Source organism: Cryobacterium mannosilyticum (assembly GCF_004402705.1).
Lineage (GTDB): Bacteria > Actinomycetota > Actinomycetes > Actinomycetales > Microbacteriaceae > Cryobacterium > Cryobacterium mannosilyticum.
In genome coordinates this window covers 23,533-48,060 of record NZ_SOFM01000035.1, presented here as the reverse complement: position 1 = coordinate 48,060, position 24,528 = coordinate 23,533, and the positions used below count along the sequence as shown (strand labels likewise).

Sequence of the window (24,528 nt, the reverse complement as noted above, 5' to 3'; positions counted from 1 at the left end):
CTCACTCCTTTCTTTTCGTGAAGAGGGACTTGAGCCTCGTGGTCAGTGTGCCCAGTGGGCTTTCCGGCTCCGCGACCGTCCCTCCTGCCATGATCGTGATGTAGTTCTCACGTGCGTTGTCGGTCGCCTTGCGGACGCTCTTCGGCAGTCGCCGACAGTCATCCGCAGAAATGGACCGAATGTTCTTGCCCACGAAGCCGGGAAGAACCCGGAACTTCGAGAAGACGGTGACGCCGGAGATCTTCCGGCTGTCGAGTATGTCGCCGACATCGTCGACGCAGTGCATGACGATGGCCCCGGAGGAGAAGGCGCCCTTCTTAATTCCAATGGCGACCTTGCCCTTCCGGCGGAGATCGCCGTAGGCGGCGGTGAAGCTCTTCATCTGCAGCACCGCGAAACCCATCTGCATGACGTAGGCGACGCCGAGGGCCACCAGGATCGGCCAGAAGTTCATCTCAGTTCCTCAGGGTTGTGGATCAGGTTCGGCGTTTTCGCCATGTGGAAGAAGAATTGCTCGTAGCTGGTGAGCCGGGAGATCTGTTCGAGCTCCGCCCGGTTGCCGGCGAGCCGAATGATTTCGTCGTAGATCTTGACCAGCATCGTGTCGTCGTAGTCCGTCTTGTCGGGCAGCCCCATCAGGAAGATGACCCGGACACCCTGCTCGTCTGCGGCGCGGGGGATGACCCCCATCGCGAAGACCACCTGGCTGCCCAGGGCATTCGCGAGGTGCGGGAAGGCGACGAACTCGTCGAGCAGCATCGTCGACTGAGCCTCCCTGGCAAGCAGGCGTTCCTGGAAGCCGCGGTCAACGGCGCCCTGGGAGAGGAGTCGGTCTACCATCACGGTGGTGTTCTCGAGGTAGGACTTTTCCGGCGAGAGGCAGAAGAAGCGGGTGCGGTCGAGGATCGAGACGAGGAGACTGTTGGCGCCGCCGATGATCCGGATGTCGACCTGTTTGTCGTAGCGGAGCTGGTTGAGCTGGCGCAGGATTTCGCGGTTGTCGAAGAACTCGCTCAGTTCGATGATGCTGGTTGAGGTCACAAGCTCCGACCAGGCAGTCGTGACGACGAGATCGAAGCGGTCGAGAGTGGCCGTGTCAGCCTCGTCGAGGGCCAGGATCCGGTACTCGGTCTTGTCCGACATCACCTTCTGCAGCTGGGTCTGGATCAGCCGGGCCGACACGAGGCCGGAGGTGCTGACGATCGCCACCCGGTAGCGCGGTTCACTCTGGGCGTGCTGGTCCTCGAGGTAGACCTGGAAATAGGAGGCGATGAAGCCGAGTTCGTCTTCGATGACGGTGAGCCGGGTTTCCTGTTCGATGACCCGTTTGGCAACCTTTGCCATGCGAAAAGCCACCGGGTATTCGATTTCGATGTCGCGCAGTGACAGGTCCTTGAGGTGAATGTTGTACCTCATCCGGTTCTGCATGAAAGCGAGGTGGAAGACGAATTCCTTGAGGAGAGCATCCGCGGGAATGTGCATATCCATCTCCGCATTGATCTGATCGAGGATCTTCTGCACGAGGTCGCCGTTTTCTGCCCCGGACGGGAAGTGGGCGCGGCCGCGCTCGTCGGAGGGGGTGCGCATGCCGGCGATCGGCAGGGCGAGGAAGACCGACTCCTCCGACGGGATGGCGATTTGGATGCGGCGCCCGATCGCGTTCACGACCTGATCGGCCAGTCGGAAGGCGGTGGTGGTTTTGATGCTTGAGTACTTGCCCGGCATGCCGGTGAGGGCGTGTTCGGTCAGAACGCGATCGATCATGACGGTGAACCAGCGCTTGAGAGATTCCGTCGTAGCGGTGTCGAGGTGGTACTCGGCGGCGGCGTCTTCGATGGTGTCGATGAAGTCGTCATCGAGCGGATAGTCGGAGTAGACGGCGTCGAACATGTTCTCGAGCACGAAGAGCCGACGTTGCAACTCGTCGCCGGTGAGTTCGATGCCGACGTTCGGGATGCCCGTGATGCGCAGCCCGTACTGCGACAGGTTCTCCTTGAGCTTGGCCAGGTCGGCGACGACCGTGCTCCGGCCGATGTTCATTTCTTCGACCAGATCGTCGATCAGGATCGGGCCGGTCTGGCCGAGCAGCCGTCGAAAGAGGTAGCCGTAGCGATTGGCTGGGAGGTTGAACGAATCAATCTGTTCGCAGATCGTCTCGCGCACCGTCTCAAAGGCGTCCTGCTCAACGATGAACATCCGGTAGCGGCCGTTGTCCGATTCGATGGTCGCCGTTCCGGCGAGGAGTCGGTTGAGGTCCCGCACCTCGTTCATGATGGTCTTCGGCCCGACGCCGAAGTGCTGCGCGAGGGCATCATTCGACGCCGAGAGGCGGGTTTCCAAATAGCGGATGATTTGGGCTGGTCTGCTGAGCTTGCGGCGGTTGTCCACGTTGACTCTCCGTCCAGAGGGTTAGCCTCTGGACTTTCCTCCGCTGATATTCACGGTCGTACCGGTGATGTAAGAGGCTCGGTCCGAGACCAGATAGACGACGAGATTGGCGATGTCGCTCAGTTTTCCCGGGCGGCCGAGCGGGATGACCTTGGAGTAGTCGGTCGACAGCTGCTCCGGCTTGATTCCGCGCGTATAGGCGAGGGCATCGTTGTAGAGCGGAGAGGTGAGTCCGGTTGGTTCGTTGATTCCGGGGGCAACGCCCACGACTCTGATGTTTTGCGCGCCGAGCTCCTTCGCCCACGACCTGGTGAATCCGTTCAGGGCGCTTTTGGTGGCCGAATAGCAGCTCTGACCGGTTGACCCCTCCATGCCTGCTTCGGAGGTGATGTTTACGATCGTACCGCCGCCGTTCTTCAGCAGCGCTTTGGTGGCCGCCTGGGCGGAGAGGAAAGCCCCCTTCACGTTCACACCGAACATCAGGTCGAAATCGTGTTCGCTCAACTCGTAATCCGGACGTTCCTGCTTGGCGTCGACGAGCATCCGCGGCAGGTTGATGCCGGCGTTGTTCACGAGCGCGTCGAGGTGACCGAATTCGCTGACAACCGCGTCGACCATTCCGCTGACGCTGGCGGCGCTGGTGATGTCGCACTTCACGTTGAAGATGCCGGTCTCCGGGTCGATCCCGGTTTCGACGCTGACGTCGCCGACCGCGACCTTCGCCCCGACCCGGGCGAGTTCGCGGCTGATGTTCCGGCCGATTCCGGATGCGCCACCGGTGACGATGACGACTTTTCCTTCGAGGCCGAGCCATGTATTCGGCATTGCATCTCCCAAGTGTTTTCTGTTCTTACGTGCTGTGGGAGTCACACTATGGTTTTGCCCGGCAAGAATTAATACAACCATTTTCCAGACGACGGAAACCCGGCCCGGGCTCACTCGACACACTCGTCACCGATCGATTGCCCCGCCCGCGGGGCCTTACGGGCGGCGCGGGTGCAGCCAGCACAGCAATAGTCTTGAACTGGTCCGCCTCGCTGCGCTGCGGGAGACGCGGGCAATCCGTAGTTCCGGTGTCCAGGAGAAACTCATGACCGAATCCGCCCCCGTCGACCCCACGTCCACCGACGCTTGGAGCCAGCTCGCCGACATCGCCCACGGCTTTTCTCCTGATCTTCGCGGTTGGTTCGACACCGACGCCGGACGAGCAGATCGATTCACCTTTGAAGCAGCCGACCTCACCGTCGACCTGTCGAAAAATCTCCTGACCGACGAGATCCTGACCAACCTCGTGCAGCTCGCGAAGAAGATCGGCGTTGCTGGCCGATTCCAGGCCATGATCGCCGGCGAACACATCAACGTGACTGAAGATCGTGCGGTTCTCCACACTGCGCTGCGCCGGCCGAGGGACGGCGCCGCCCTCGTGCCGCCGGCGGGCTTCATGGTCGACGGTCAGGACGTTGACGCGGACGTTCACGCCACACTCGACAAGGTCTACGCTTTCGCCGAACAGGTAAGGTCCGGTACCTGGACGGGCATCACTGGCAAGCGAATCACGACGGTTGTCAACATCGGGATTGGCGGTTCCGACCTCGGACCCGTGATGGTCTACGAAGCGCTGAAACCGTATGTGCAAGCAGGACTCGAGTGCCGTTTCGTCTCGAACATCGACCCAGTCGACATCTACGAAAAGACGGCTGACCTGGACCCCGAGACCACCCTCTTCATCGTTGCGTCCAAGACGTTCGGTACCCTCGAGACACTCACGAACGCCCGATTGGCAAGAGAATGGCTGTGGAACAGGCTCCTCAACTCAAGCGCAATCCACGATACCGACGTCGCCCGTGCTGCGGCCGTCGCTAAGCACTTCGTCGCCGTTTCGACCGCTCTGGACAAGGTCGCGGCATTCGGCATCGATCCCGAAAACGCCTTCGGATTCTGGGACTGGGTCGGCGGTCGGTTCTCGATCTGCTCCGCCATTGGCACGTCCGTGGTCATCGCCATAGGGCCCGACAACTGGCGCAAATTTCTTTCCGGATTCCACGCCATCGACGAGCATATGCGGACCGCACCCATCGAGCAGAACGTGCCCGTGCTAATGGCACTCCTTAACGTCTGGTACTCCAACTTCCTCAAGGCCCAAAGCCATGCTGTGCTCCCATATGCCCAATATCTCCACCGATTCCCGGCCTACCTGCAACAGCTCACGATGGAGTCCAACGGGAAAGGCGTCCGTTGGGATGGGTCTCCAGTCACCACCGACACCGGCGAGATCTTCTGGGGCGAACCCGGCACGAATGGGCAACACGCTTTCTACCAGCTCCTCCACCAGGGAACGCGCCTGGTCCCAGCGGATTTCATCGCGGTAGCGAATCCCGCCCATGCGCTCAAGGACGAGACCGGGGACGGTGGCACCGTTGAGCCAGGCCAAGACGTCCACGCGCTGTTCATGGCGAATTTCTTCGCCCAGACAAAGGCCCTGGCCTTCGGAAAAACGGCCGCCGAGGTCCGCTCCGAAGGCACCAAAGAGTCCGTCGTCCCGGCCCGGGAGTTCAGCGGAAACCGGCCCACCACGTCCATCCTCGCGCCAGCGCTCACCCCGAGCGTCGTCGGCCAGCTCATCGCCCTGTACGAGCACATTGTGTTCACCGAAGGCATCATCTGGGGCATCGACTCGTTCGACCAGTGGGGTGTCGAACTGGGCAAGCAGCTCGCGCTTCAGATCGCACCTGCAGTTGACGGCCATGCGGACGCTCTCGAATCTCAGGACTCGTCGACGAAGGCCCTCATCCGGAAATAACTCGAGCTGCGAGGCTGACTCCCGGAAAGCATCCACACCGCCTTGCCAACCCGGCGCCAGCCCACCCAGACCGAATCTATTCAGGGCGGGATCCCATCGGCTGCCGGTGAGTGTGCGCAGGCTCTCGCCCCACTGCCGGCGCTGTCCGTCGATGCTGGATTCCTATGCGGCGGCGCGCGGTCGCACCTGCTGCGGAAGCGGATGAACCGGGATTGGTCAGGAAATCAGGCTGAGCGCGTCGTCGTCGCTGCCCCTGGCCAGGCGGGAGAGGGCCTTCCGAGCGAGGAATCCCCGCACCGTCCACCGATGACGTCGCGTCCGGGGCTGGAAGTCGGGTACATGACAGTACACGGCCTGGCTCATCGGAGACCCCAGATATGGTCCGGGCGCCGAGCCTGCGAGGGGAACGAACGGGATGCCCAGATAGTCGACCAGTTTCCGCAACGGCACTGCGTCGATGATCGACACGAGATGGTCGATGCCGTGCTGCAGCGCGGAGAGGTACATCGCGCGATAAAGCTGCACGCTGACGGCGCCCGCGCCGCTGCGGTGCCCCGGCAGGACGGCGACCGTCCCGACGTCCCAGAGGGTACCCCGGTCGACGATGGCGTGTTGCTCCGCCACATCCTCCGGCAGGATGTGAAACGGCGCGGATCGGGCGTCGTTGAGGGTCTTGAAGCCCCGCGGGGAATCGCCGATGATCCGGAGCGCGCCGCTCGGCATCCCGGTGGAGCGGTCGATCGAGACGAAGAAGACGCTGCCTGCCTCGTACGGGCCGTATTCGGCCGTCATCTGGGCGGCATCATTGCCGAAGGATGCCTCGAACACGACTCGTTCGATATGGCGGGCGATGTTGGAGAACAAGCTCTCACCGGCAATTTCGATTCCGACATAGCGGTATTTCTCCGGCCAGGCCCCCGCGAGGGAGGCCAGGAGCTCCCCTGTGAGCGCCCCGACGTCGTCCGGGGACAGGTCGTAGCTGGCAGTGAACTCGGCGGTCTCCGCAACGACGCGCCGATCGGCCATCAAAACTCCTTGTAGACGGCGTCGTCGCTGCCGAAGAAGTCCTTCGTGTATTCGACCGCGGTGAGCGGGTCGAAGGCCTTGCAGGTGTAGATGTCCACGCTGTAGAAGAGAACGGGCTGCTCCCAGGCGTAGAAGTGCGCCCCCGAGGTTTCCCAGTGCGTCCAGCCGGCCCAGCCGAACGCGTCGCTGCGGTGCGTCACCGGTTCGATCAGGGCGGTCATGTCCAGGACGGGAGCGAGTCCGGCAAGATACCGGGTGATCTGTTCGGCGCTGATCGCTTCCGGCGGGTACGCCTCGATCACCAGTCGTTGACGGTAGATCGACGGTGCGAGATCAATCATTCAGACAGCCCCCAAGAACCTGTTCCGGCAGCGAGACACTGGGTCTTCAAACGCCGCACAAGCAGAGAATATCATTTGAAATACCCTATTTTTTCCGAGTGCGCGCGGGAGCGGCGGGACTAGCCTGTGCCCTACGAGTCGAAGGAGCGCGGATGCTGTCGATCGAGCTGGTGACGGACGCCTTCGGGCGGGTGAACGCTGCCGTGCATTCGGTGCTGCGCGATGCCGGCAGCGAGTTCCTCACCTTCCGGCCCGACCCGGAGGCGAACACGGTCGCGTGGCTGATCTGGCACCTCACCCGGGTGCAGGACGACCACCTCGCCGAGCTGAGGGGCGGCGAGCAGGTGTGGACCGGCGAGGGTTGGGCGGAACGATTCGCCCTGCCCTTCGACCCGGCGGCCACGGGGTACGGCCAGAGCCCCGACGAGGTGGCCGCCGTTCGCCCGGGCTCCGCACTCCTGGCCGGCTACCACGACGCCGTGCACGCCCGGACGCTCGCCTATCTCGGCACGCTGGCCGAGGCCGACTTCGCCCGGATCGTGGACACCCGGTGGACCCCGCCGGTCACCCTGGGCGTGCGGCTGGTGAGCGTGATCGCCGACGATCTGCAGCACGTCGGCCAGGCCGCCTATGTGCGAGGCATGGCGGAGCGCGCGGGACGCTGAGCAGTCCCGGCCGAACGCCATGCGCCAGATCACGGGCCAGGCTACCGCCGCCAGGAGTACTCGTTCTCGGGCCGACCGGGAGTGCCGTACCGCGGGCTGCGCAACACAGAACCAGACTCGGCCAGGTACTCGAGGTAGCGTCTGGCCGTCACCCGGGACATCCCGAGTTCGTCCATGACCTCGCTGGACGAGATCGGCCGACTGCGCGTCTTCACGAAGTCGACCACGGCGGCCAGGGTGCCCTCGGCCAATCCCTTGGGCCGGGGCAATTCGCTGGGCGTGCGGAGGCTCGCGAAGGCCTGGTCGACGTCGGTCTGCGAGGTGAGCGCGGACGGGGTGCCGAGCTGGAGCCGGAAATCGCGGTACTGCGCCAGCTTCTGCGCGAAGGTGGCATAGGTGAACGGCTTGATCAGGTACTGCACGATGCCCGCGGCGACGGCGCCGCGCACGACCTGCAGGTCGCGCACGGCCGTGATCGCGATGATGTCGGTCACCAGCCCGGCCGAACGCATCCGCCGGCTCACGTCCAGGCCATGCAGGTCGGGCAGGGTCATATCCATCAGGACAAGGTCGATCGGCTGGCCGAGGGAGGCCGCGGCCGACAGGAGGCGCAGGGCGGTGTGGCCGTCGGTGGCGGTCCCGGCGTGCACGAACCCGATCAGCCGGCCCAGGTAGGCGGTGTGAGCCTCGGCGGCGATGGCCTCGTCCTCGACCACGAGCACCCGGATGTCGGTGTCAGGCACGAGAGGTCGCCTGCGTCGCGAGGGTGGCCGGCCGGTCGGCCGGGGTTGCCGCACCGGGGAGTGTGACGGTGAACACCGCGCCGCCGCGCCGTTCGATGGTGAGGGTTCCGCCGAGGCGATTGACGGCCTGGCGCACCAGGGCCAGGCCCAGGCCGCGCCCGTGCAGGCCCGGTTCCTTCGTGCTGTAGCCGTGGCGGAGGATATCCGCGACGGCATCGGGATCCACTCCCGGTCCGCTGTCCGATACCTCGATGACGACGTCGCCGCCGGCGCTGCCGGCGCTGCTGACCGCCAGGTGGACCTCGCGCGGCGATTCGCCCCCCGCCGCGGCGTCGAGGGCGTTGTCGATCAGGTTGCCGACGACCGTCACCAGGTCCTGGGCGGAGAGGCCGGAGTCGGCGAGGGTGCCCGAGGCGTCCACGGTGAGCCTGACGCCCAGCTCGGCCGCCTGGGCGAACTTCCCCATCAGCAGTGCGCTGAGCACGGGTTCGTCAACAGAGTCGATCATCTCGTCGGTGAGCCGCTGGCTCACCTCGAGGTCCTTCGTGGCGAAGTCGAGCGCTTCCGGCACGCGGCCCAGTTCCATCAGGGACACGATGGTGTGCAGCCGGTTGGCGTGCTCGTGGGTCTGCGCGCGGAGGGCGTCCGACAGGGTGCGCATCGAGGCCAGTTCGGTGCCCAGCGACTGCAGTTCGGTGTGGTCGCGGATCGTCGCGACCCACCCCATTGGAGTGGAGCGATGGCGGATGCCCGCCGAGGGTGACAGCGCCGGCTGCTGGCTGACCACGAGCACTCGGGTGTCGGTCAGGTGGATCTCGTCGACGGCGCTCCGGCCGCTCCCGAGGAGTTCGCCGAGGCCGGCCGGAAGCTCGAGCTGGGCGAGGGTCGGGCTGCCGGGGGAGATCGCCTGCCCCGGCGGCCGGGCCGGGATGCCGAGCAACCGGGCGGCCTGGTCGTTGTAGAGCACGAGCTCGCCGGTGAGGTCGACCAGGACCAGGCCTTCGCGCACGGAATGCAGCACCGAGTCGTAGTACACGAAGAGCTGCGCGAGCTGCTCGGGACCCCAGCCCAGGGTGACCCGGCGCAGGTAGCGCCCGAGCAGCCAGGTGGCCACCGACCCGGCCGACAGCAGGGCCAGGGCCAGGCCGAGCACGGCCGGAAGCCTGGCGCTGAGGGCGATCGACAGGTTGCTCGTCTTGACGCCGGCTGCCACCAGGGCCCGCACGACGCCCTGGTCGTCGACGACCGGCACGACCGCGCGAACCGACGGCCCGAGCGTGCCGGTCGTCACCTCGGTGAATGCGGTGCCGGCCAGCGCTGTGCCGATCGTGCCGATGTAGGGCCGGCCGATCTCGGATGCCGTGGGGTGCGTCCACCTGGTGCGGTCCGGCGCCATGATGGTGATGAAGTCGAGGCCGCCGTCGCGGGTGACCCGAAGGGCGTACGGCTGCAGGAGGCCGCTGGGGTCGGCGGAACGGCTGGCCTCGAGCACGAGCGGGTTCTCGGCGATGGCGGTGGCGACGGACAACATCCGCTGCTCAGTCTCCGCATAGCCGCGGTCTCGGGCGTCGACGAACGACCAGGCCCCGACGAACAAGGCCGCCACCACGATGAACAGGGCGTGCGCCACGAACAGGCGCCGGGCGATGCTCCAGCCGGGACCCATCGCATCCGCCTCCCGGCTCTCGCATCGTGAACAGTATGACCGCAACGGTGACGGACGCCGCCTCGTCGACCAGTCTGAAACGCACCACGGATTGTCGTCGGCGCCACGCGTCCACCTCAAGCCTAGACACTAGACAAAGGAGTCTTTCATGGCATCACCGCGAGTAACTCGCGCCGGCAAGCCGGCGAAACGGATCGACAAGTCCCACTACCTCTACCTGGCGGTCATCATCGCCGTCGTCCTCGGCGTCATCGTCGGGCTGGTCTTCGGCGGCCCGGACGGCTTCGCCGTGTCCCTCAAGCCGCTCGGCGATGTCTTCATCGCCCTGATCAAGATGATGATCTCGCCGATCATCTTCTGCACGATCATCCTCGGCATCGGGTCGATCGCCAAGGCCGCCACGGTCGGCAAGATCGGCGGGCTGGCGCTCGGCTACTTCCTCGTCATGTCCACCTTCGCCCTGGCCATCGGCCTGGTGGTCGGCAACCTGATCCAGCCCGGCGCCGGCCTCAACCTCAAACCGGCCGACTATGTCGCGCCGGTGGCCGCCGACTCGCAGGGCTTCCTGCTCGGGATCATCCCGACGACGCTGTTCTCCGCGCTCACCGCCGGCAACATCCTGCAGACCCTCCTCGTGGCCCTGATCGCCGGTTTCGCTCTGCAGAAGATGGGCAAGGCCGGCAAGCCGATCCTCGAGGGCATCGCCCACGTGCAGGCGCTCGTCTTCCGCATCCTGATCATGGTGATGTGGCTCGCGCCGATCGGCGCCTTCGGCGCGATCGCGGCGGTCGTGGGCTCCACCGGCATCCAGGCCGTGATCAGCCTCTTCACCCTGATGGGCGCGTTCTACCTGACCTGCGCCCTGTTCATCGTGGTCATCCTCGGTGGGCTGCTCAAGATCGTCACGGGCGTCAACATCTTCAAGCTGATGCGCTACCTCGGCCGGGAGTACCTGCTCATCTTCTCAACCTCCTCCTCCGAGGCAGCCCTGCCCCGACTGATCGCCAAGATGGAGCACCTGGGGGTGTCCAAGCCCGTCGTCGGCGTCACCGTCCCCACCGGCTACTCCTTCAACCTCGACGGCACGGCCATCTACCTGACCATGGCGTCGCTGTTCATCGCCACCGCGATGGACCAGCCGCTGCAATTGGGGGAGCAGATCGGGCTGCTCGTCTTCATGATCATCGCGTCCAAGGGGGCGGCCGGCGTCTCCGGCGCGGGTCTGGCCACCCTCGCCGCGGGACTGCAGGCCCACGCCCCGCAGTTGCTCGACGGGGTCGGCTTCATCGTGGGCATCGACCGGTTCATGTCCGAGGCCCGCGCGCTGACCAACTTCACCGGAAACGCGGTGGCCACCGTGCTGATCGGATCGTGGACCAGGGAGATCGACCGCGCCCAGGTCGACCGGGTGCTCGACCGCCAGGACCCGTTCGACGAGACGACCATGATCGCGCACCACGGTGCCCCGGTCTCCCCGGTCGAACGCCCCGACGAGGCAGAAACGCCGGAGCTCGTCGGAGCCTCGACCGCGGCCCGCTGACCGGGAGCAGGGCGTCCGCGAAAAGGGGCCGACCACCCCCGAAAAGGGGGATTGTGTTAGAGTGATCCTTGGTCTAACGACCCTTCACCAGAACGCGAACACGAAGCCGCCAGCCTTGTCGGCCGTGGGCGTACGGTGAGGCTCTGATGGAGTCGGCCCCATGGTCGCCCCAGCCCCCGCCGGAATGGTGCCGGGCCGGTCACGGCCCACCCGTTCGACAAAGCGTGCACCCGATCGTCGACCGTGAGAACGGCCACGCCGTCGTGCATCGGAGAATCCGTGACCGAAACCATTGCCGTCAAGGCCGATCGACTGTACAAAGCGTTCGGGCGCCGCCCGCACGAAATGGTCAAGAAACTGACCGGCGGGGCCACCCGCGACGAGGTGGCCTCCCTGGGCACCGCCGCCGTCATCGACGCCTCCTTCGAGGTGCGACGCGGAGAGATCTTCGTCGTGATGGGACTGTCCGGTTCGGGCAAATCCACCCTCATCCGCATGCTCAACGGGCTGCTCGACGCGACCTCCGGCACCGTGACGGTCGCCGGGCAGTCCATCACCGGGATCCCGGCCAAGCAGCTGCGTGATGTGCGCCGCAACAACGTCTCCATGGTGTTCCAGCACTTCGCGCTGCTGCCGCACCGCACCGTGATCGACAACGTCGCCTACGGCCTCGAGGTGCAGGGCGTCGCCCGGGCCGAGCGCCTGGAGCGCGCGAGCACCATCATCCGTCTGGTCGGCCTCGACGGCTGGGCCGACAGCCTGCCCTCCGAACTCTCCGGTGGCATGCAGCAGCGCGTCGGCCTCGGCCGTGCGCTCGCCGCCGACACCGACGTGCTCCTGATGGACGAGGCGTTCTCCGCACTCGACCCGCTGATCCGCCGCGAAATGCAGGAACAGCTGATCGAACTGCAGGCCGAGCTCGGCAAGACCATCATCTTCATCACCCACGACCTCAATGAGGCGATGTTCCTCGGCGACCGGATCGCGGTGATGCGCGACGGGCGCATCGTACAGATCGGCACACCCGAGGAAATCCTGACCGACCCCGCAAACGACTACGTCGCCCAGTTCGTGCAGGACGTCGACCGCGCCCGGGTGCTCACCGCGGCGAGTGTCATGGAGCCGGTCCGCAGCGTCGTGACGATCACGGCCGGCCCCCGCGCAGCTCTCCGCACCATGCGGGACCTGCAGACCTCCGCGACGTTCGTGCTCAACCGGGACCGCAGCTTCGCCGGGGTCGTTCGCGACCGCGATGTTCTGCGCCAGGTCAAGGCCGGCGAGACCGACCTGCGCTCCATCATCCGCGGCGACGCCACCTCGGTCACCCCGGACACCCCCCTGGTCGACCTCGTCGAACCGTCGGTCGGCAGCGACCTGGCGATCGCCGTGGTCGATCCGAAGAACCGGCTCCTCGGCGTGATCCCCCGGGTGACCCTGCTGGCCGCCCTCGGCAACGTCAGCACCACCACGGGTGAGCTGCCCGTGATCGAGCCTGCGGCCACCATCTCCACCAAGGTGATCACCGAAACGCTGCGCGAAACCGCTCTGGAAGGAGCCGAACTGTGAACGACTTCCGACTTCCCCTGGGCACCATCGTCGAGGGTTTCATCGACTACATCACCGAAACGTTCGGGTTCCTCTTCGACTTCATCCGTGCCGTGTTCAAGGGTGCGTTCGAACTTGTCGACGTGCTCCTCGTCTCCCCGCCGTTCTGGGTGATCATCGTGGTCGCCGCGGCGCTGGCCTACTTCACCAGAGGCTGGAAGTTCACCCTCGGCACGGTGGCCGGCCTGCTCGTCATCCTCGGCGTCGACCAGTGGGAGAACGCCATGGACACCCTGGCGCTGGTGCTCGTTGCGAGCATCCTTGCCATCGTCTTCAGCGTGCCGCTGGGAATCCTGGCGGCGAAGTCGAAGGTCGCCTCGCGCATCATCAAGCCGATCCTCGACTTCATGCAGACCATGCCGGCCTTCGTCTATCTGATTCCCGCGCTCATCCTGTTCCGGGTCGGCGTCGTCCCCGGCATCGTCGCGACCATCATCTTCGCGATGGCACCCGGAGTGCGGCTCACCGAGCTCGGCATCCGCGGCGTCGACCACGAGGTCGTCGAGGCCGGCCAGGCCTTCGGCGCATCGCCGTGGCGCATCCTGCGGCAGATCCAGCTTCCCCTGGCCATGCCGACGATCATGGCCGGCATCAACCAGGTCATCATGCTGTCCCTGTCGATGGTCGTCATCTCCGGAATGGTCGGTGCCGGCGGTCTCGGCGCCGAGGTCGTCGCCAGCCTGAACCGGATCGACGTCGCACTCGGCTTCGAAGCGGGCCTGGCCGTGGTGATCCTCGCGATCTACCTCGACCGGTTGACGGCCGCGCTCGGCACGGGCGGCACGCCGCTCGGCCGGTTCTTCGGCTCCCTCCGGCGTCGCCCTCGGGCGGTCGTCGCCGCCGCCGACGATGTACCTGCCCGCACACACGAGCCGGTCGCGGTCTGACCCAGCTTTTCCCGGATGCTGTCGCATCCGTTCAGCGCGGCCATGCCGTGCACGTCCAGCGTGAACTCGGTCGCCCCAAGCGGCGACAAGGTAAGGAAACCACATGAAGAACCGTTCGAAAACCATGATCGCCATCGGCGCCGTCGGGCTCCTCGCCCTCACCGGGTGCACGGCCGCGGACTCGAGTGTCGGCCACGGCAACAAGGACAAGAAGGACATGACCATCGCCGTGTTCAACGGCTGGGATGAGGGCGTCGCCGCCTCCGAACTGTGGAAGGCGATCCTCGACGAGAAGGGTTACAACGTCAAGCTCGAGGAAGCGGATGTGGCTCCCGTGTTCTCCGGCCTCTCCACCGGCGACTACGACGCCACCCTCGACGTCTGGCTGCCCGACACCCACGCCTCCTACCTCAAGGAGTACGGCGACGACATCGTCGACCTCGGCGCATGGAACGACAAGGCGAAGCTCACCATCGCGGTGAATGCCGACGCCCCGATCGACTCCCTCGCCGACCTGGCCGCGAACGCCGACAAGTTCGACAACCGGATCGTGGGCATCGAGCCGGGCGCCGGACTGACCGCGGCGACGACCGAGAAGGTCATCCCCGCCTACGACCTGAAGAAGATGGACTTCGTCACCTCGTCGACGGCTGCCATGCTCACCGAGCTGACCGCGGCCACCAAGGCCGGCGAGAACATCGTCGTCACCCTGTGGCAGCCGCACTGGGCCTACAGCGCCCTGCCGATCAAGACGCTCGAAGACCCTGAGGGTGCCCTGGCGGCAACCGAGAGCCTGCACACCTACGCCAGGTCCGACTTCAAGAAGGACTTCCCGAAGGCCGCCGGCTGGCTCGCGGGCTACAAGATGGACCTCGACCAGCTGCAGTCGCTCGAGGACGCCATGTTCGTCAAGTACGACGGCAGCGACTACGGCCCCGTGGTCGCGAAGTGGATTTCCGAGCACCAGGACTACGTCGACTCGCTGACCAGCAAGTAGCGTCGGCCCGTCCCACCCGAAGACCCCCGTCGAGATCGACGGGGGTCTTCCTCGTGCCCGCTGTCGACTCGGTTGCGGCCGCACCCGGTGTATCCCGGGCGGGTCCGGGTTCGGTTAGTCTCTGCAGTAGCGCCATCGAGGGCGCCCTACCGGCGGAGGCCGTTGCCAATGCCGGACCCGGTCGTGACGCAATCCCTGGCCGGTGCGGCCAACCGCCGGGCCGAGGACGTGCTGCATGACCTGGGGTCGTCGTCCGCGGGGCTGACCGTGGCGGATGCGGCCGGCCGGCTGATCGCGAACGGGCCCAACGCGGTGCGCACCCACAAGGCGGGCGTCTGGTCCGTGTTGTGGCGGCAGCTGCGCAGCCCCATCCTGATCCTGCTCATCATCACCGCCGGTCTCTCCCTGTTCCTCGGCGACGTCACCAATTCCATTGTGATCGGGGTCATCCTCCTGGCCAGTGTCGGGTTGGGCTTCAGCAACGAGTACCGGGCGGAGCTTGCGGCCGAGGCGCTGCACAGCCGCGTCACGCACCGGGCCGTCGTTCTTCGTGGCGGCGCCCCGGCCCAGATCGACGTCGTGGAGATCGTCCCCGGTGACGTGGTGCACCTCGGGCTCGGGGCCATCGTCCCCGCCGACATCCGGTTGCTCACCTGCGAGGATCTGCTCTGCGACGAGAGCATCCTCACCGGCGAGTCGCTCCCGGTGTCGAAAGACCCGGCGCCGGTCGCGGCGGGCGGAGCGCTGGCAGACCTCACCTCCTGCATCCTGATGGGCACGGTGATCCAGTCCGGCAGCTGCACCGGGGTCGTCGTCGCCACCGGGGGACGAGCCGAATTCGGCCGGATCGCCCTCGGCCTGGGCGAACGCCAGCCGCAGACCGAGTTCCAGGTCGGGCTCAGAAGATTCTCGGTGCTGTTGCTGCAGGTGGCACTGGCGCTGACCTCACTGATCCTCATCGCCAACCTGCTGCTGCAGCGCCCGCTGCTGGAATCCCTGCTCTTCTCCCTCGCGATCGCCGTCGGGATCACGCCGCAGTTGCTCCCGGCCGTGGTGAGCACCGGCCTCGCGACCGGCACCAGGCAGTTGGCGCGACGCAAGGTGCTGGTCAAACGGCTGGTCTCGATCGAGGACCTCGGCGACATGGACGTCCTCGTGACCGACAAGACCGGAACGCTGACTGAGGGCCGGATCGCGTTCACGGCGGCGCTGCCGGCCCGGTCCGGTGACCCGGCCGACGACCTGCTCCGGCTCGGGCTGCTGGCCACCGAGGTGGACTTCTCGGCCGGGCCGATCTCGACGCTCGGGCAGAATCCGCTGGACGCGGCGCTCTGGGAGTCGCCGCGCGCCACCGCGATCGAACTCACCGGGCACCGCCGGCTCGACGTCATCCCCTTCGATCACGAACGGCGGATGACCAGCGCACTGGTGACCGGGCCGGACGGGCGGGCGTTCCTGGTGACCAAGGGATCCCCGGAGGATGTGCTGCGCGCCTGCACAGGCATCCGCCCGGAGGCGCAGGCGCTGCTTGACGAACAGTACGATGCCGGCGCCCGGGTCGTCGCCGTCGCCACGCGGGAGGCCGTCGGCCGGACCGGCATCTCCCCGGCTGACGAGCGGGATCTCGTCCTCCAGGGCTTCCTGGTGTTCCTGGACCGGCCGAAGGAGAACGCGCGTGAATCCCTGGAGCGCTTGGACAGGCTGGGGATCACGGTGAAGATCGCAACCGGTGACAACGCCCGGGTCGCCGAGAAGGTGTGCGCCGACCTGGGACTTGTCTCAGGCGGCACCCTCACCGGCCCGGATATCGACCGGCTGTCCGACTCCGAACTCGGCAGAGCGGCCGCGGAGGCGAGCATTTTCGCCCGGGTGTCTCCCGAGCAGAAGGCCCGGGTGATCAGGCTGCTCCGGGAGAACGGGCGCGCCGTGGGCTTCCTCGGGGACGGGGTGAACGATGCGCTGGCCCTCCACGACGCCGACATCGGGATCTCCGTGGACAGCGCCACGGATGTCGCCAAGGACGCCGCAGACGTGGTGCTTCTGGACAAAGACCTCGGGGTGCTCGCCGACGGGGTCATGGAGGGTCGGCGGATCTTCGCCAACACCATCAAGTACGTGCTGATGGGCACGTCCAGCAATTTCGGCAATATGTTCAGTGCCGCGGCAGCGTCCGTGGCGCTCAGCTTCCTGCCCATGCTGCCCGGCCAGATTCTGCTGAACAACCTGCTGTACGACGCGGGTCAGCTGGCCATTCCCGGCGACCACGTCGACAAGGAACAGCTGCTCGCACCGGCCCACTGGAACATCGCGTTCATCCGCCGGTTCATGTTGTTGTTCGGTCCGATCAGTTCCCTGTTCGATTTCGCGACGTTCGCACTCATGCTGGGGGTTTTCCAGGCGGCGCCAGGGGAATTTCGGGCGGGATGGTTCATCGAGTCCCTGGCCACCCAGACGCTGATCATCTTCGCGATCAGGACCCGGCGGGTCCCGTTCCTGCGCAGCAGACCGTCACTCGGACTGACGGCGGCGGCCATCACTGTGGTGGCGGTCGGAGTGTTCCTTCCGTTCTCGCCGCTCGCGGGCCTGCTCGGGTTCGAGCCGCTGCCGGCGCCGTTCTTCCTGGCACTGGCCGGGATGACGGTGCTCTACCTCGTGCTGGTGGAGGTCGCCAAGTCCTGGTTCTTCTCTCGGGCGGCCCAGCGGCCGGCCGGCGTGCGCCAGCGGCCGGCCAGTCACCAGATCGGCCGGCGGGCGGCGCGGTTCAGCATCACGGCACCGGTTGCGGTCGTCGGAGCCGTTGGGCCTCGTCGGTCCCGGCGCCACCGCCTATAGCGACCGAAGGTCTGAGCGTGAACGCGGTGGTCGGGCCGTGGCTCAGCGCCGCAGGGTGGGCATGATCGCGCCGGCCCATTCGGCGGCCTTGTCGAGCTCGCCCGTGGCCATGGGGCCTTCGCGCCCCTCCACGATGAAGCCGTGAGGTTTGGCCACGATGTGGGCGCCGGCATGCTCCAGGGCGTGGGAGATCTTTCCGGCGGCGTCGCCGTGGATGAACAGGCGCAGTCGGGTGTCGAATGCCGCAGCCCTCACGCCGTGCAACATGCCGACGCCGAGTTGGGCGAGGAAGGCCTGCATCCGCGGTGACGGCCGCCAGCCGATGATGGGGCAGCCGACGACGAGGAGTTCAACGCCGGTGAGGCGCTCGGGGGTGAGGCCGGAAACGGAGACGACAGCGGTGCCCTCGCCGAGTTCCGCGGCGATCTTCTCGGCCACGATTCGCGTGGTGCCGTAGTTGGAGTCGTAAACGACGAGTGTGCTCATGGTGGTACCTCCAGCGATCGGGTTCGGGTTGGTGCTGGTGTGACCAGTGTGGCCCCGCGGGATGGGTGCGGCAAGGGGGTCCGTGGCTGTCGAGATCACCGCCGGCCGGTCCTCCACAAAGCGTGTTTGATCAGGTTATCCACACCCTGGTGTGGGGTCGGTTGGGGGCCGGGGAATGTCGGTGGCTGGTCGTAGTGTGCGGGTATGGTCACCCTGGTGAGCACCACCCAGCAGCAGCTCGGACTGCTCTTTGACGCGGTCGCGGTCGCGGACCGGGTGATCGCACAGTGTTTCGCGTTCCGGGCGGAGTTGATCGATCAGACCCGCCGGTTCAGCGAGGCGCACGCGGGGGAGATCCCGCGGGGACCGCAAGCGTTGTGGAGCCGGGAGGAGATCGCGAAGCGGGAGCTCTCCAGCGAGCTGGCCGTGACGCTGCGGATCCCGGAGCGCAGCGCGGAGACCCTGCTCGCGGAGAGTAGGGCCCTGGTCCAGGACCTCCCCGCAACCCGGGCGGCGTTGCATGACGGGGTGATCAGTTACCGGCATGCGCAGGCGATAGTCCAGCAGTCCTGGTCGATCCCGGTCCAGGGTTTGGCCGCGTTCGAACAGGCCCTGTTGCCCTCGGCGGAGCATTTGACGGTGGCCAAGCTCAAGCACAAGGCCCGGCTGCTGCGGGAACGGTTGCATCCGGAGACGATCACGGCGCGGCATGCCGAGTCGATCGCGAAGCGCACCTCGTCCGTGGAGGCCGGGGCCTACGGGATGGCGACGTTGTTCCTGACGACGGGGGCGGAGCTGGTGCAGGCGATCTTCACCCGCGCCACCGACCTCGCCGCCAGTCTGCAAAGCCCCGACGAGACGCGCACGCTCACCCAGGTGCGCACCGATGTGCTCAGTGACCTGTTGATCCACGGGGTCACCCCGACCGGTGTCGGCACCGGGGTCAAAGCCACCGTGCAGGTCACCGTGCCGGTGCTGACGCTCCTCGGCCACAGTGAGGAACCCGGCTATTTGGAAGGGTATGGGCCGATCGACCCCGCGACGGCGCGGGATCTGGCGTCGCGGGCGCCGAGCTTCACCCGGTTGCTCACCCACCCCGAGACCGGGGTGATCCTCTCCGTCGGGAGGGACCGGTACAAACCGCCCAAGGCGATGCGCCGGTTCCTCCGCCTCCGCGATGAGACCTGCCGTTTTCCAGGCTGCAACCGGCCAGCAAGGGGTGCCGAACTTGATCACTCGCATGACTGGGGGCTGCTCGGCGAGACCGCGCACGACAACCTCGCCCACCTCTGCAGACCCAACCATGCGCTGAAAACTCAGACCCGGTGGAGCGTCGCCCAGCAACCGGGCGGCATCCTGACCTGGACGTCACCGACCGGGCGGGAGTTCATCACCGAACCCGCCACGATACTGCCGACCGTCCTCCCCACCGGGCCACCGAAAGCGGGCCCGCCACCAGTCGGACCACCGACAGCCGCAGCGTCGGACCTCCCCGACGACCCGCCGTTCTGACCAGGCCTTGCCGGGTGGCCTGCTGAAAAAGGAGGGCATTCCCGCCCTGGTTACCTGGTGCCGAGCTCGCGCACCTGGCGGAGCCACTCGGCCTGGAGGGGGAGATCGAGATCGGCGCTGCTGCGGAGTTTCACCGAACTCATCCGGCCGGAACCGGCGGCCTCCAGTCGGCCTGAGGTGTCCGTGATGTCCTGGCCTCGCCACAGCAACAGGGTGACGTAGGCCGGATACGCCTTGAAGCCGGCGACCGGGGTCTTCGCGGCGAGCCAGACCGGGTGGCCGTGCCACATCTGCCCGTCCGCCCGCGGCAGCGCCTCGTCGAACTGCGCCCGCAGGGTCCTGCCGATGGCGGCGAGGTTCTCCGGGAGGGATTCCAGATACTCGTCGACTGTTGCGGGGGAAGGCATGGTGGGGCTCCTGTCTGCTGCTAGCGGGAGGTCGAATCGGCCAGGAACGCGGTGAGGTTCCGGGTGATCGCGGCGGCCACGGCATCCGTCGACGCGGTCGCGATGCCGTCCCCGACCTCCACTCCGTAGTCGCCGAACCGGGCGTGATTGGCCCCCGGGATCTCCACGAATCTGGCGGTCGCCGGGAGCAGCCCGGCGGTGTCGGCGATCTTCGCCGGGGTGCTCAGGGCGTCCGCGCTGCCCGTGAGGCTCAGTACCGGCAGGTCGTCCCTGGCCAGTGGGGCCGCGCAATAGCTTCCGAAGAGCACCAGCCCGGCGACCTGGGGTTGGTCGGCGTACAGGCACGCCCGCACTCCGCCGAGGGAGTGTCCGCCCACCAGCCAGGTCGTGACGCCGGGGGCGACCGTGGTGAACGTGTCGAGCGGCCGAAGGTCGAGGATGGCGAGGTTCAGCACCGGTTTGGTGATGACCACTGTCAGCCCGGTCTCTTCCACCGTTCCCGCGAGTTTGTAGAGATAGGCATACGGGTCCACCCGGGCACCCGGGACGAAGACGAGACCGACACCGGATGCGCCCGTTTTCGGGGCGATCACGACCGCGTTCGCGGTATCGGTCACCGAGACGGCAGGATTGCCGAACACCCTGTCGGCGGCACCCCGGTCGACGGTGCGCACCGTGTTGGCCCAGACCAGGAAGACGACGATCGCGAGCACGAACGAGGCGAGGGCCGCCCAGCCGATCAGGCGCACCCGGCGCAGGATCCGGCCCGGCCGGGAGTCGGCGGTCGCAGTCTGGGACATCGTTCCTCTTCTGTCGGGCGCGCGGTCGGCGCGGGCTCCCAATCTAGAGCGGATACGCTCAGTCGTCGAGTCCGCGCGCCACCAGAGCCTCACCGATCGCGTCCGCCGCGTACAGCGACCGCACGACCACCGGCACCGCCAGGGCGAGCAGGGAACCCTGCGTGCCTCTGGCCCGCCGCGCTTCGAGAACCTCTGCGACGATCTCGGCGACGAGCGGGATGCAGCGCAGGGTGAGCGCGACGAGCAGCCCGACACGGTCCGCATCGATCCAGCGGCGGAACGGGTGCAGCAGCGCCTGGAACCCTACGAGAACCGCCGTGACGGTCGTCGTGAGTGTGAACAGGGCCGCCAGGGCGACCGCGACCACCAGGCGACCGGCCATCATGCCCGCCGTCGTCCAACCGGCGAACAACGCCTGGAGCGGCACGGCGATGATGAGGATCCAGAGGATCGGGCCGATCTGCTGCCAGGCCGGCCGAGGGGGGATGTCGGCCACGACGTAGAGGACGAAGACGGCGCCGAGGGCGACGAGCAGCTGCCAGGGCTGCCCGAGCAGTCCGACGACGGTCACGCCGACGGACAGGAGCAGCAGCTTGAGCAGGGTCGGCGTGCGGTGGATGATCGAGGATCCCGGGTGGTAGAGGCCGATCACGACGGCCGGCTCCACTTGTCCGGCGCCCTCACGCGAGCAGCTCCCGGTAGGAATCGAGGGTGGCATCCGGACTGCCGTCGAAGGCAACTTCCCCCTCGTCGATCACCACGACACGGTCGAACCCGGCCAGAAGCTCGAGCTGGTGCGTCACGACGATGACCTGCTGGCTCATCTCCTGGAGGAGCTCGGTGATCCGCCGGGCGTTCCGGGCGTCGAGAAGCGTCGTCGGCTCGTCCGCCACGACGATTTTCGGCTCGGCCACGAGCACGGCGGCCAGGGCCAGAAGTTGCTTCTGCCCGCCGGAGAGTCGGTGGGCGGGGTGGTCGGCGTGGGCGGTGAGTCCGAACCGGTCGAGGGCTGCCGCCGTGCGTTCGGCCACCTGCTCGCGGGTGAGTCCCCGCCGGCGCAGGGTGAAGGCCACGTCCTCCTGCACGGTCGGCATCACGATCTGGTTGTCGGGGTTGGTGAAGATGAATCCGACCTGTCGGCGCACCTCCCGGGCGTTCCGGGCCACATTGAGGCCGTCGACGCTCACGGTTCCGCTGGTGGGGGTGATCAGCCCGTTGATCATCCGCACCAGGGTGGACTTGCCGGAGCCGTTCGCCCCGACGACCCCGATCCGGTGCTCGGTGAGGTCGAGCCGGATGTCCCGCAGAACGCTGCGCTCCCCATAGGAATGGGACACCCCGTCGAACGTGATCCGGGTCATCGACCCGCGTGCCCCGCCGTCATTGACGGCTTGCGGCGGAGGGCTCCCGGGATCAGGCCGGGGTAGGCCTTGTGCACCTGGCGGGCGACCAGCACGGTGACGACGGCCTTGGCCACGTCGCCGGGCAGGAACTTGACGCTGTCGACGAGCGCCGCCCAGAGCGGCAGGCCCAGGTTGACTGCGGTGACCGGCACGCCGAACAGGTAGACCACGACGATGCCGCCGAGGACGGTAGCCGCCAGGGCCGGCCAGAACGGGTACCGGGGGAGCAGCACCGCGGTGAGGTAGCCGATGACGGCCACCCCGGCGAGCCAGCCGTAGAGGTAGCCGGTCGACGGCGAGGTGGTGAACCAAACGAGCCCGCCGCGCCCGCCGGAGAGCAGCGGAAGACCGGCCGCCGTGAGAATGAGGAAGAGGAGCACGGCGAAGAAGCCCTTGCGCGCACCGAGGATCGCCCCGGCGAGCATCACGCCCAGGGTCTGGAAGGTGATCGGCACCGCGACGGCGCCGATCGTCAGGGCGCCGGGGAGCCCGAGGGCGGCGATGAGGGCGGCAAAGATGGCGATCTGGGCGAGATCGCGCACGGTGAGGGTTCGGGCAGTCATGTTCTTCAATCTAGAATTCGGGGCCACCCCTCCGCTGGGGAAGACCTACAAAGAATCGGCCGGATCTCTGGTCGAGGCCTCTGAAACGCAGCCGGCGATCGCGTCGGCCGCCCGCACGAGGGCCAGGTGACTGAGCGCCTGCGGGGTGTTTCCGGCCTGCAGGCCGGCGTCGATGTCGTATTCCTCCGACAGGAGCCCGACGTCGTTGGCGAAGCCGACGAGGCGATCCATCAGTGCCACCGCGTCCGCCTCACGGCCGGAGTCCGCGTACTGTTCGACCAGCCAGAATGAGCAGGCCAGGAACGGATGCTCGCCCGCGGCCAGGCCGTCCACGCCGGCGTCCGTCCGGTAGCGGAGCACAAGGCCCTGGTGCAGCAGGTCGGCTTCGATCGCGGCGACCGTGCCGAGCATTCGCGGGTCCGACGCGTCGCAGAAGCCGACCTGCGGGAGCACCAGGAGCGAGGCATCGACCTCGTCTCCACCGAAGTACTGGGTGTAGCTGTTCCGGGCGCTGTTGAAGCCGCGCTGCTCGATCTCGCCGCGCACCTCGTCGCGGAGCCGCGTCCAGCGTTCCACCGGCCCGGGCAGCCCGAACTCGGTCGCGCCGCGCACCAGCCGGTCGAACGCGGCCCAGACCATGACCCGGGAGTGGGTGAACTCCCGGGCCGGCCCGCGCACCTCCCAGATGCCCTGGTCGGGCCGTGACCAGTTCTGTTCGAGGAAACCGGCGAGCGCTCGCTGTAGCGGCCAGGAGAACTCGGTCTCGGCGACGCCGGCCTCCCGGGCGGCGTGCAGGGCCACCATCACCTCGCCGATCACGTCGGACTGGAACTGGTCGACGGCGCCGTTGCCCACCCGCACCGGTCCGGAGCCGCGGTACCCAGGCAGGCTGGACAGCTCGCGCTCGGGGAGGTACCGCTCCCCGGCCAGCCCGTACATGATCTGCACGTCGTTCGGGTCGCCGGCCACGGCCCGCAGCAGCCAGGCCCGCCAGCCCTGGGCCTCCACTTCGTAGCCGTGGGAGAGCAGCACGGTCAGGGTCAGCGCCGCGTCCCGAAGCCAGACGTAGCGGTAGTCCCAGTTGCGGCTGCCGCCGCGCAACTCGGGCAGGGAGGTGGTCGCCGCGGCGACGATGCCCCCGGTCGTCTCGTGGGTCAGCGCCCGCAGCACGAGCATCGAACGCACGACCTCGTCCCGGTATGGCCCCTCGTGCGTGCAGGTCCCGGCCCAGCCCCGCCACCACTCGGCCGTCGTCGCGTACGCCGCCGAGACGTCCAGAGCGGGCGGGGGCTCCCGGTGCGAGGGATACCAGGAGAGCTGCAGGTCGACATCCTCGCCGGCGTGGACGCGGAAACGGGCCGCGTGCCGATGGTCGGCGGCGTGCAGCGCCGGACCGCGCACGATGATCGCGTCCGGGCCGGCCACCGCGACCAGGCCGTGGTCGCCGCCGGTCGTCACCTGGCGCACCCACGGCATGGTCGTCGCATAACCGAAACGGATGCGCAGGTCCTCGGTCATCTCCACGGTCCCCGATACTCCGCGCACCCGGCGCAGCACATCGGCGCGATGGTCGCCGTGCGGCATGAAATCGGTCACCTCGACCGAACCGCCGGGCGTCGTCCACAGCGTGGTGAGGATGAAGGTGCCCTCGTCATAGGAGCGGGTGCAGGTCGACGCCGGGTCGGCCGGGGCGAGCAGCCAGCGCCCATGGTCCTCGTCGCCCAGCAACGCGCCGAACATCGACGCCGAGTCGTACCGGGGGAGGCAGAGCCAGTCGATGCTTCCATCCCTGCCGACCAGCGCGGCCGAGTGGCAATCGCTGATCAGCGCGTAATCCTCGATATTGAGTGCCATGCAGTCATCCTGC

General features: G+C 67.1%; 22 protein-coding genes. 8 read left to right on the top strand and 14 right to left on the bottom strand.

Going from position 1 to position 24,528, the window contains the following annotated elements; all coding sequences use genetic code 11:
- Position 1: 1 nt before the first annotated feature.
- From E3O32_RS11585 to E3O32_RS11575, 3 genes are read right to left on the bottom strand one after another with little or no spacing between them, the layout of a single operon-like run.
- Positions 2-454 (bottom strand): transcriptional regulator GutM, encoded by a 453-nt coding sequence (locus E3O32_RS11585; protein WP_134509653.1) that lies wholly within the window; start codon positions 452-454, stop codon positions 2-4.
- The gene (locus E3O32_RS11580) at positions 451-2,388 is read right to left on the bottom strand and encodes a BglG family transcription antiterminator (protein ID WP_134509651.1); all 1,938 of its coding nucleotides are present in this window, start codon (positions 2,386-2,388) and stop codon (positions 451-453) included. Before E3O32_RS11580 ends, E3O32_RS11585 begins: the two co-directional genes overlap by 4 nt.
- A gap of 21 nt (positions 2,389-2,409) precedes the next feature.
- Complete coding sequence (locus tag E3O32_RS11575) at positions 2,410-3,327, bottom strand: sorbitol-6-phosphate dehydrogenase subunit (protein WP_198417561.1); 918 nt, start codon at positions 3,325-3,327, stop codon at positions 2,410-2,412.
- Between the two features lie 151 nt (positions 3,328-3,478).
- Between E3O32_RS11575 and pgi the strand changes: the two genes are divergently transcribed.
- On the top strand, positions 3,479-5,188 hold the full coding sequence (gene pgi / locus E3O32_RS11570; RefSeq protein WP_134509649.1) for a glucose-6-phosphate isomerase: 1,710 nt from the start codon (positions 3,479-3,481) through the stop codon (positions 5,186-5,188).
- A gap of 216 nt (positions 5,189-5,404) precedes the next feature.
- On the opposite strand, the gene E3O32_RS11565 is transcribed toward pgi, so the two are convergent.
- Positions 5,405-6,214, bottom strand: coding sequence for a hypothetical protein (locus E3O32_RS11565; RefSeq protein WP_134509647.1), 810 nt, complete (start codon positions 6,212-6,214; stop codon positions 5,405-5,407).
- Complete coding sequence (locus E3O32_RS11560) at positions 6,214-6,555, bottom strand: S-adenosylmethionine decarboxylase (RefSeq protein WP_134509645.1); 342 nt, start codon at positions 6,553-6,555, stop codon at positions 6,214-6,216. Before E3O32_RS11560 ends, E3O32_RS11565 begins: the two co-directional genes overlap by 1 nt.
- A gap of 152 nt (positions 6,556-6,707) precedes the next feature.
- Between E3O32_RS11560 and E3O32_RS11555 the strand changes: the two genes are divergently transcribed.
- Positions 6,708-7,220: a mycothiol transferase gene (locus E3O32_RS11555; RefSeq protein WP_134509643.1), complete on the top strand. Its 513-nt coding sequence runs from the start codon at positions 6,708-6,710 to the stop codon at positions 7,218-7,220.
- A 41-nt stretch (positions 7,221-7,261) separates the two neighbouring features.
- Here the strand turns inward: E3O32_RS11555 and E3O32_RS11550 are convergent, their stop codons facing one another.
- Positions 7,262-7,963 carry a response regulator gene (locus E3O32_RS11550; protein WP_134509641.1) on the bottom strand — a complete coding sequence of 234 codons (702 nt, stop codon included), beginning with the start codon at positions 7,961-7,963 and terminating at the stop codon, positions 7,262-7,264.
- Positions 7,956-9,629, bottom strand: coding sequence for a sensor histidine kinase (locus E3O32_RS11545; protein WP_134509639.1), 1,674 nt, complete (start codon positions 9,627-9,629; stop codon positions 7,956-7,958). Before E3O32_RS11545 ends, E3O32_RS11550 begins: the two co-directional genes overlap by 8 nt.
- A 148-nt stretch (positions 9,630-9,777) precedes the next feature.
- On the opposite strand from E3O32_RS11545, the gene E3O32_RS11540 reads away from it, so the two are divergent.
- The 5 genes from E3O32_RS11540 (at position 9,778) to mgtA (ending at position 17,490) form a co-directional block, all read left to right on the top strand.
- Positions 9,778-11,169: a cation:dicarboxylate symporter family transporter gene (locus E3O32_RS11540; protein ID WP_134509637.1), complete on the top strand. Its 1,392-nt coding sequence runs from the start codon at positions 9,778-9,780 to the stop codon at positions 11,167-11,169.
- Positions 11,170-11,448: 279 nt separating this feature from the next.
- Entirely contained in the window at positions 11,449-12,735 is a 1,287-nt protein-coding gene (locus E3O32_RS11535) for a quaternary amine ABC transporter ATP-binding protein (protein WP_241974845.1), read from the top strand.
- Positions 12,732-13,661, top strand: a complete 930-nt coding sequence (locus E3O32_RS11530) for an ABC transporter permease (RefSeq protein ID WP_134509635.1) — start codon at positions 12,732-12,734, stop codon at positions 13,659-13,661. The genes E3O32_RS11535 and E3O32_RS11530 overlap by 4 nt, the downstream gene beginning before the upstream one ends.
- 103 nt (positions 13,662-13,764) lie before the next feature.
- Entirely contained in the window at positions 13,765-14,658 is an 894-nt protein-coding gene (locus E3O32_RS11525) for a glycine betaine ABC transporter substrate-binding protein (protein WP_134509633.1), read from the top strand.
- 183 nt (positions 14,659-14,841) lie between these two features.
- Positions 14,842-17,490 carry a magnesium-translocating P-type ATPase gene (gene mgtA / locus E3O32_RS11520; protein ID WP_241974844.1) on the top strand — a complete coding sequence of 883 codons (2,649 nt, stop codon included), beginning with the start codon at positions 14,842-14,844 and terminating at the stop codon, positions 17,488-17,490.
- Positions 17,491-17,532: 42 nt separating this feature from the next.
- On the opposite strand, the gene E3O32_RS11515 is transcribed toward mgtA, so the two are convergent.
- Positions 17,533-17,976, bottom strand: a complete 444-nt coding sequence (locus E3O32_RS11515) for a flavodoxin family protein (protein WP_134509629.1) — start codon at positions 17,974-17,976, stop codon at positions 17,533-17,535.
- A 204-nt stretch (positions 17,977-18,180) separates the two neighbouring features.
- On the opposite strand from E3O32_RS11515, the gene E3O32_RS11510 reads away from it, so the two are divergent.
- The gene (locus tag E3O32_RS11510; protein WP_134509627.1) at positions 18,181-19,488 is read left to right on the top strand and encodes an HNH endonuclease signature motif containing protein; all 1,308 of its coding nucleotides are present in this window, start codon (positions 18,181-18,183) and stop codon (positions 19,486-19,488) included.
- Between the two features lie 50 nt (positions 19,489-19,538).
- Here E3O32_RS11510 and E3O32_RS11505 read toward each other — a convergent pair whose 3' ends face one another.
- The 6 genes from E3O32_RS11505 to E3O32_RS11480 are packed head-to-tail and all read right to left on the bottom strand — an operon-like array spanning position 19,539 to position 24,515.
- On the bottom strand, positions 19,539-19,895 hold the full coding sequence (locus E3O32_RS11505) for a DUF1801 domain-containing protein (RefSeq protein ID WP_134509625.1): 357 nt from the start codon (positions 19,893-19,895) through the stop codon (positions 19,539-19,541).
- Between the two features lie 20 nt (positions 19,896-19,915).
- Positions 19,916-20,695, bottom strand: coding sequence for an alpha/beta hydrolase (locus E3O32_RS11500; protein WP_134509623.1), 780 nt, complete (start codon positions 20,693-20,695; stop codon positions 19,916-19,918).
- A 58-nt stretch (positions 20,696-20,753) separates the two neighbouring features.
- Positions 20,754-21,362: an energy-coupling factor transporter transmembrane component T family protein gene (locus E3O32_RS11495; protein WP_206750996.1), complete on the bottom strand. Its 609-nt coding sequence runs from the start codon at positions 21,360-21,362 to the stop codon at positions 20,754-20,756.
- 13 nt (positions 21,363-21,375) lie between these two features.
- The gene (locus E3O32_RS11490) at positions 21,376-22,056 is read right to left on the bottom strand and encodes an energy-coupling factor ABC transporter ATP-binding protein (protein ID WP_134509619.1); all 681 of its coding nucleotides are present in this window, start codon (positions 22,054-22,056) and stop codon (positions 21,376-21,378) included.
- Positions 22,053-22,661: a biotin transporter BioY gene (locus E3O32_RS11485; protein WP_134509617.1), complete on the bottom strand. Its 609-nt coding sequence runs from the start codon at positions 22,659-22,661 to the stop codon at positions 22,053-22,055. The genes E3O32_RS11490 and E3O32_RS11485 overlap by 4 nt, the downstream gene beginning before the upstream one ends.
- Positions 22,662-22,706: 45 nt before the next feature.
- The gene (locus tag E3O32_RS11480) at positions 22,707-24,515 is read right to left on the bottom strand and encodes a glycoside hydrolase family 15 protein (RefSeq protein WP_134509615.1); all 1,809 of its coding nucleotides are present in this window, start codon (positions 24,513-24,515) and stop codon (positions 22,707-22,709) included.
- Between the last annotated feature and the right edge of the window lie 13 nt (positions 24,516-24,528).

Excerpts from the sequence above, each read along its gene's own strand:
- E3O32_RS11585 (WP_134509653.1), bottom strand. The coding sequence starts at position 454 with ATGAACTTCTGGCCGATCCTGGTGGCCCTCGGCGTCGCCTACGTCATG.
- pgi (WP_134509649.1), top strand. The coding sequence starts at position 3,479 with ATGACCGAATCCGCCCCCGTCGACCCCACGTCCACCGACGCTTGGAGC.
- E3O32_RS11565 (WP_134509647.1), bottom strand. The coding sequence starts at position 6,214 with ATGGCCGATCGGCGCGTCGTTGCGGAGACCGCCGAGTTCACTGCCAGC.
- E3O32_RS11560 (WP_134509645.1), bottom strand. The coding sequence starts at position 6,555 with ATGATTGATCTCGCACCGTCGATCTACCGTCAACGACTGGTGATCGAG.
- E3O32_RS11555 (WP_134509643.1), top strand. The coding sequence starts at position 6,708 with ATGCTGTCGATCGAGCTGGTGACGGACGCCTTCGGGCGGGTGAACGCT.
- E3O32_RS11545 (WP_134509639.1), bottom strand. The coding sequence starts at position 9,629 with ATGGGTCCCGGCTGGAGCATCGCCCGGCGCCTGTTCGTGGCGCACGCC.
- E3O32_RS11540 (WP_134509637.1), top strand. The coding sequence starts at position 9,778 with ATGGCATCACCGCGAGTAACTCGCGCCGGCAAGCCGGCGAAACGGATC.
- E3O32_RS11525 (WP_134509633.1), top strand. The coding sequence starts at position 13,765 with ATGAAGAACCGTTCGAAAACCATGATCGCCATCGGCGCCGTCGGGCTC.
- E3O32_RS11515 (WP_134509629.1), bottom strand. The coding sequence starts at position 17,976 with ATGAGCACACTCGTCGTTTACGACTCCAACTACGGCACCACGCGAATC.
- E3O32_RS11510 (WP_134509627.1), top strand. The coding sequence starts at position 18,181 with ATGGTCACCCTGGTGAGCACCACCCAGCAGCAGCTCGGACTGCTCTTT.
- E3O32_RS11505 (WP_134509625.1), bottom strand. The coding sequence starts at position 19,895 with ATGCCTTCCCCCGCAACAGTCGACGAGTATCTGGAATCCCTCCCGGAG.
- E3O32_RS11500 (WP_134509623.1), bottom strand. The coding sequence starts at position 20,695 with ATGTCCCAGACTGCGACCGCCGACTCCCGGCCGGGCCGGATCCTGCGC.
- E3O32_RS11490 (WP_134509619.1), bottom strand. The coding sequence starts at position 22,056 with ATGACCCGGATCACGTTCGACGGGGTGTCCCATTCCTATGGGGAGCGC.
- E3O32_RS11485 (WP_134509617.1), bottom strand. The coding sequence starts at position 22,661 with ATGACTGCCCGAACCCTCACCGTGCGCGATCTCGCCCAGATCGCCATC.
- E3O32_RS11480 (WP_134509615.1), bottom strand. The coding sequence starts at position 24,515 with ATGGCACTCAATATCGAGGATTACGCGCTGATCAGCGATTGCCACTCG.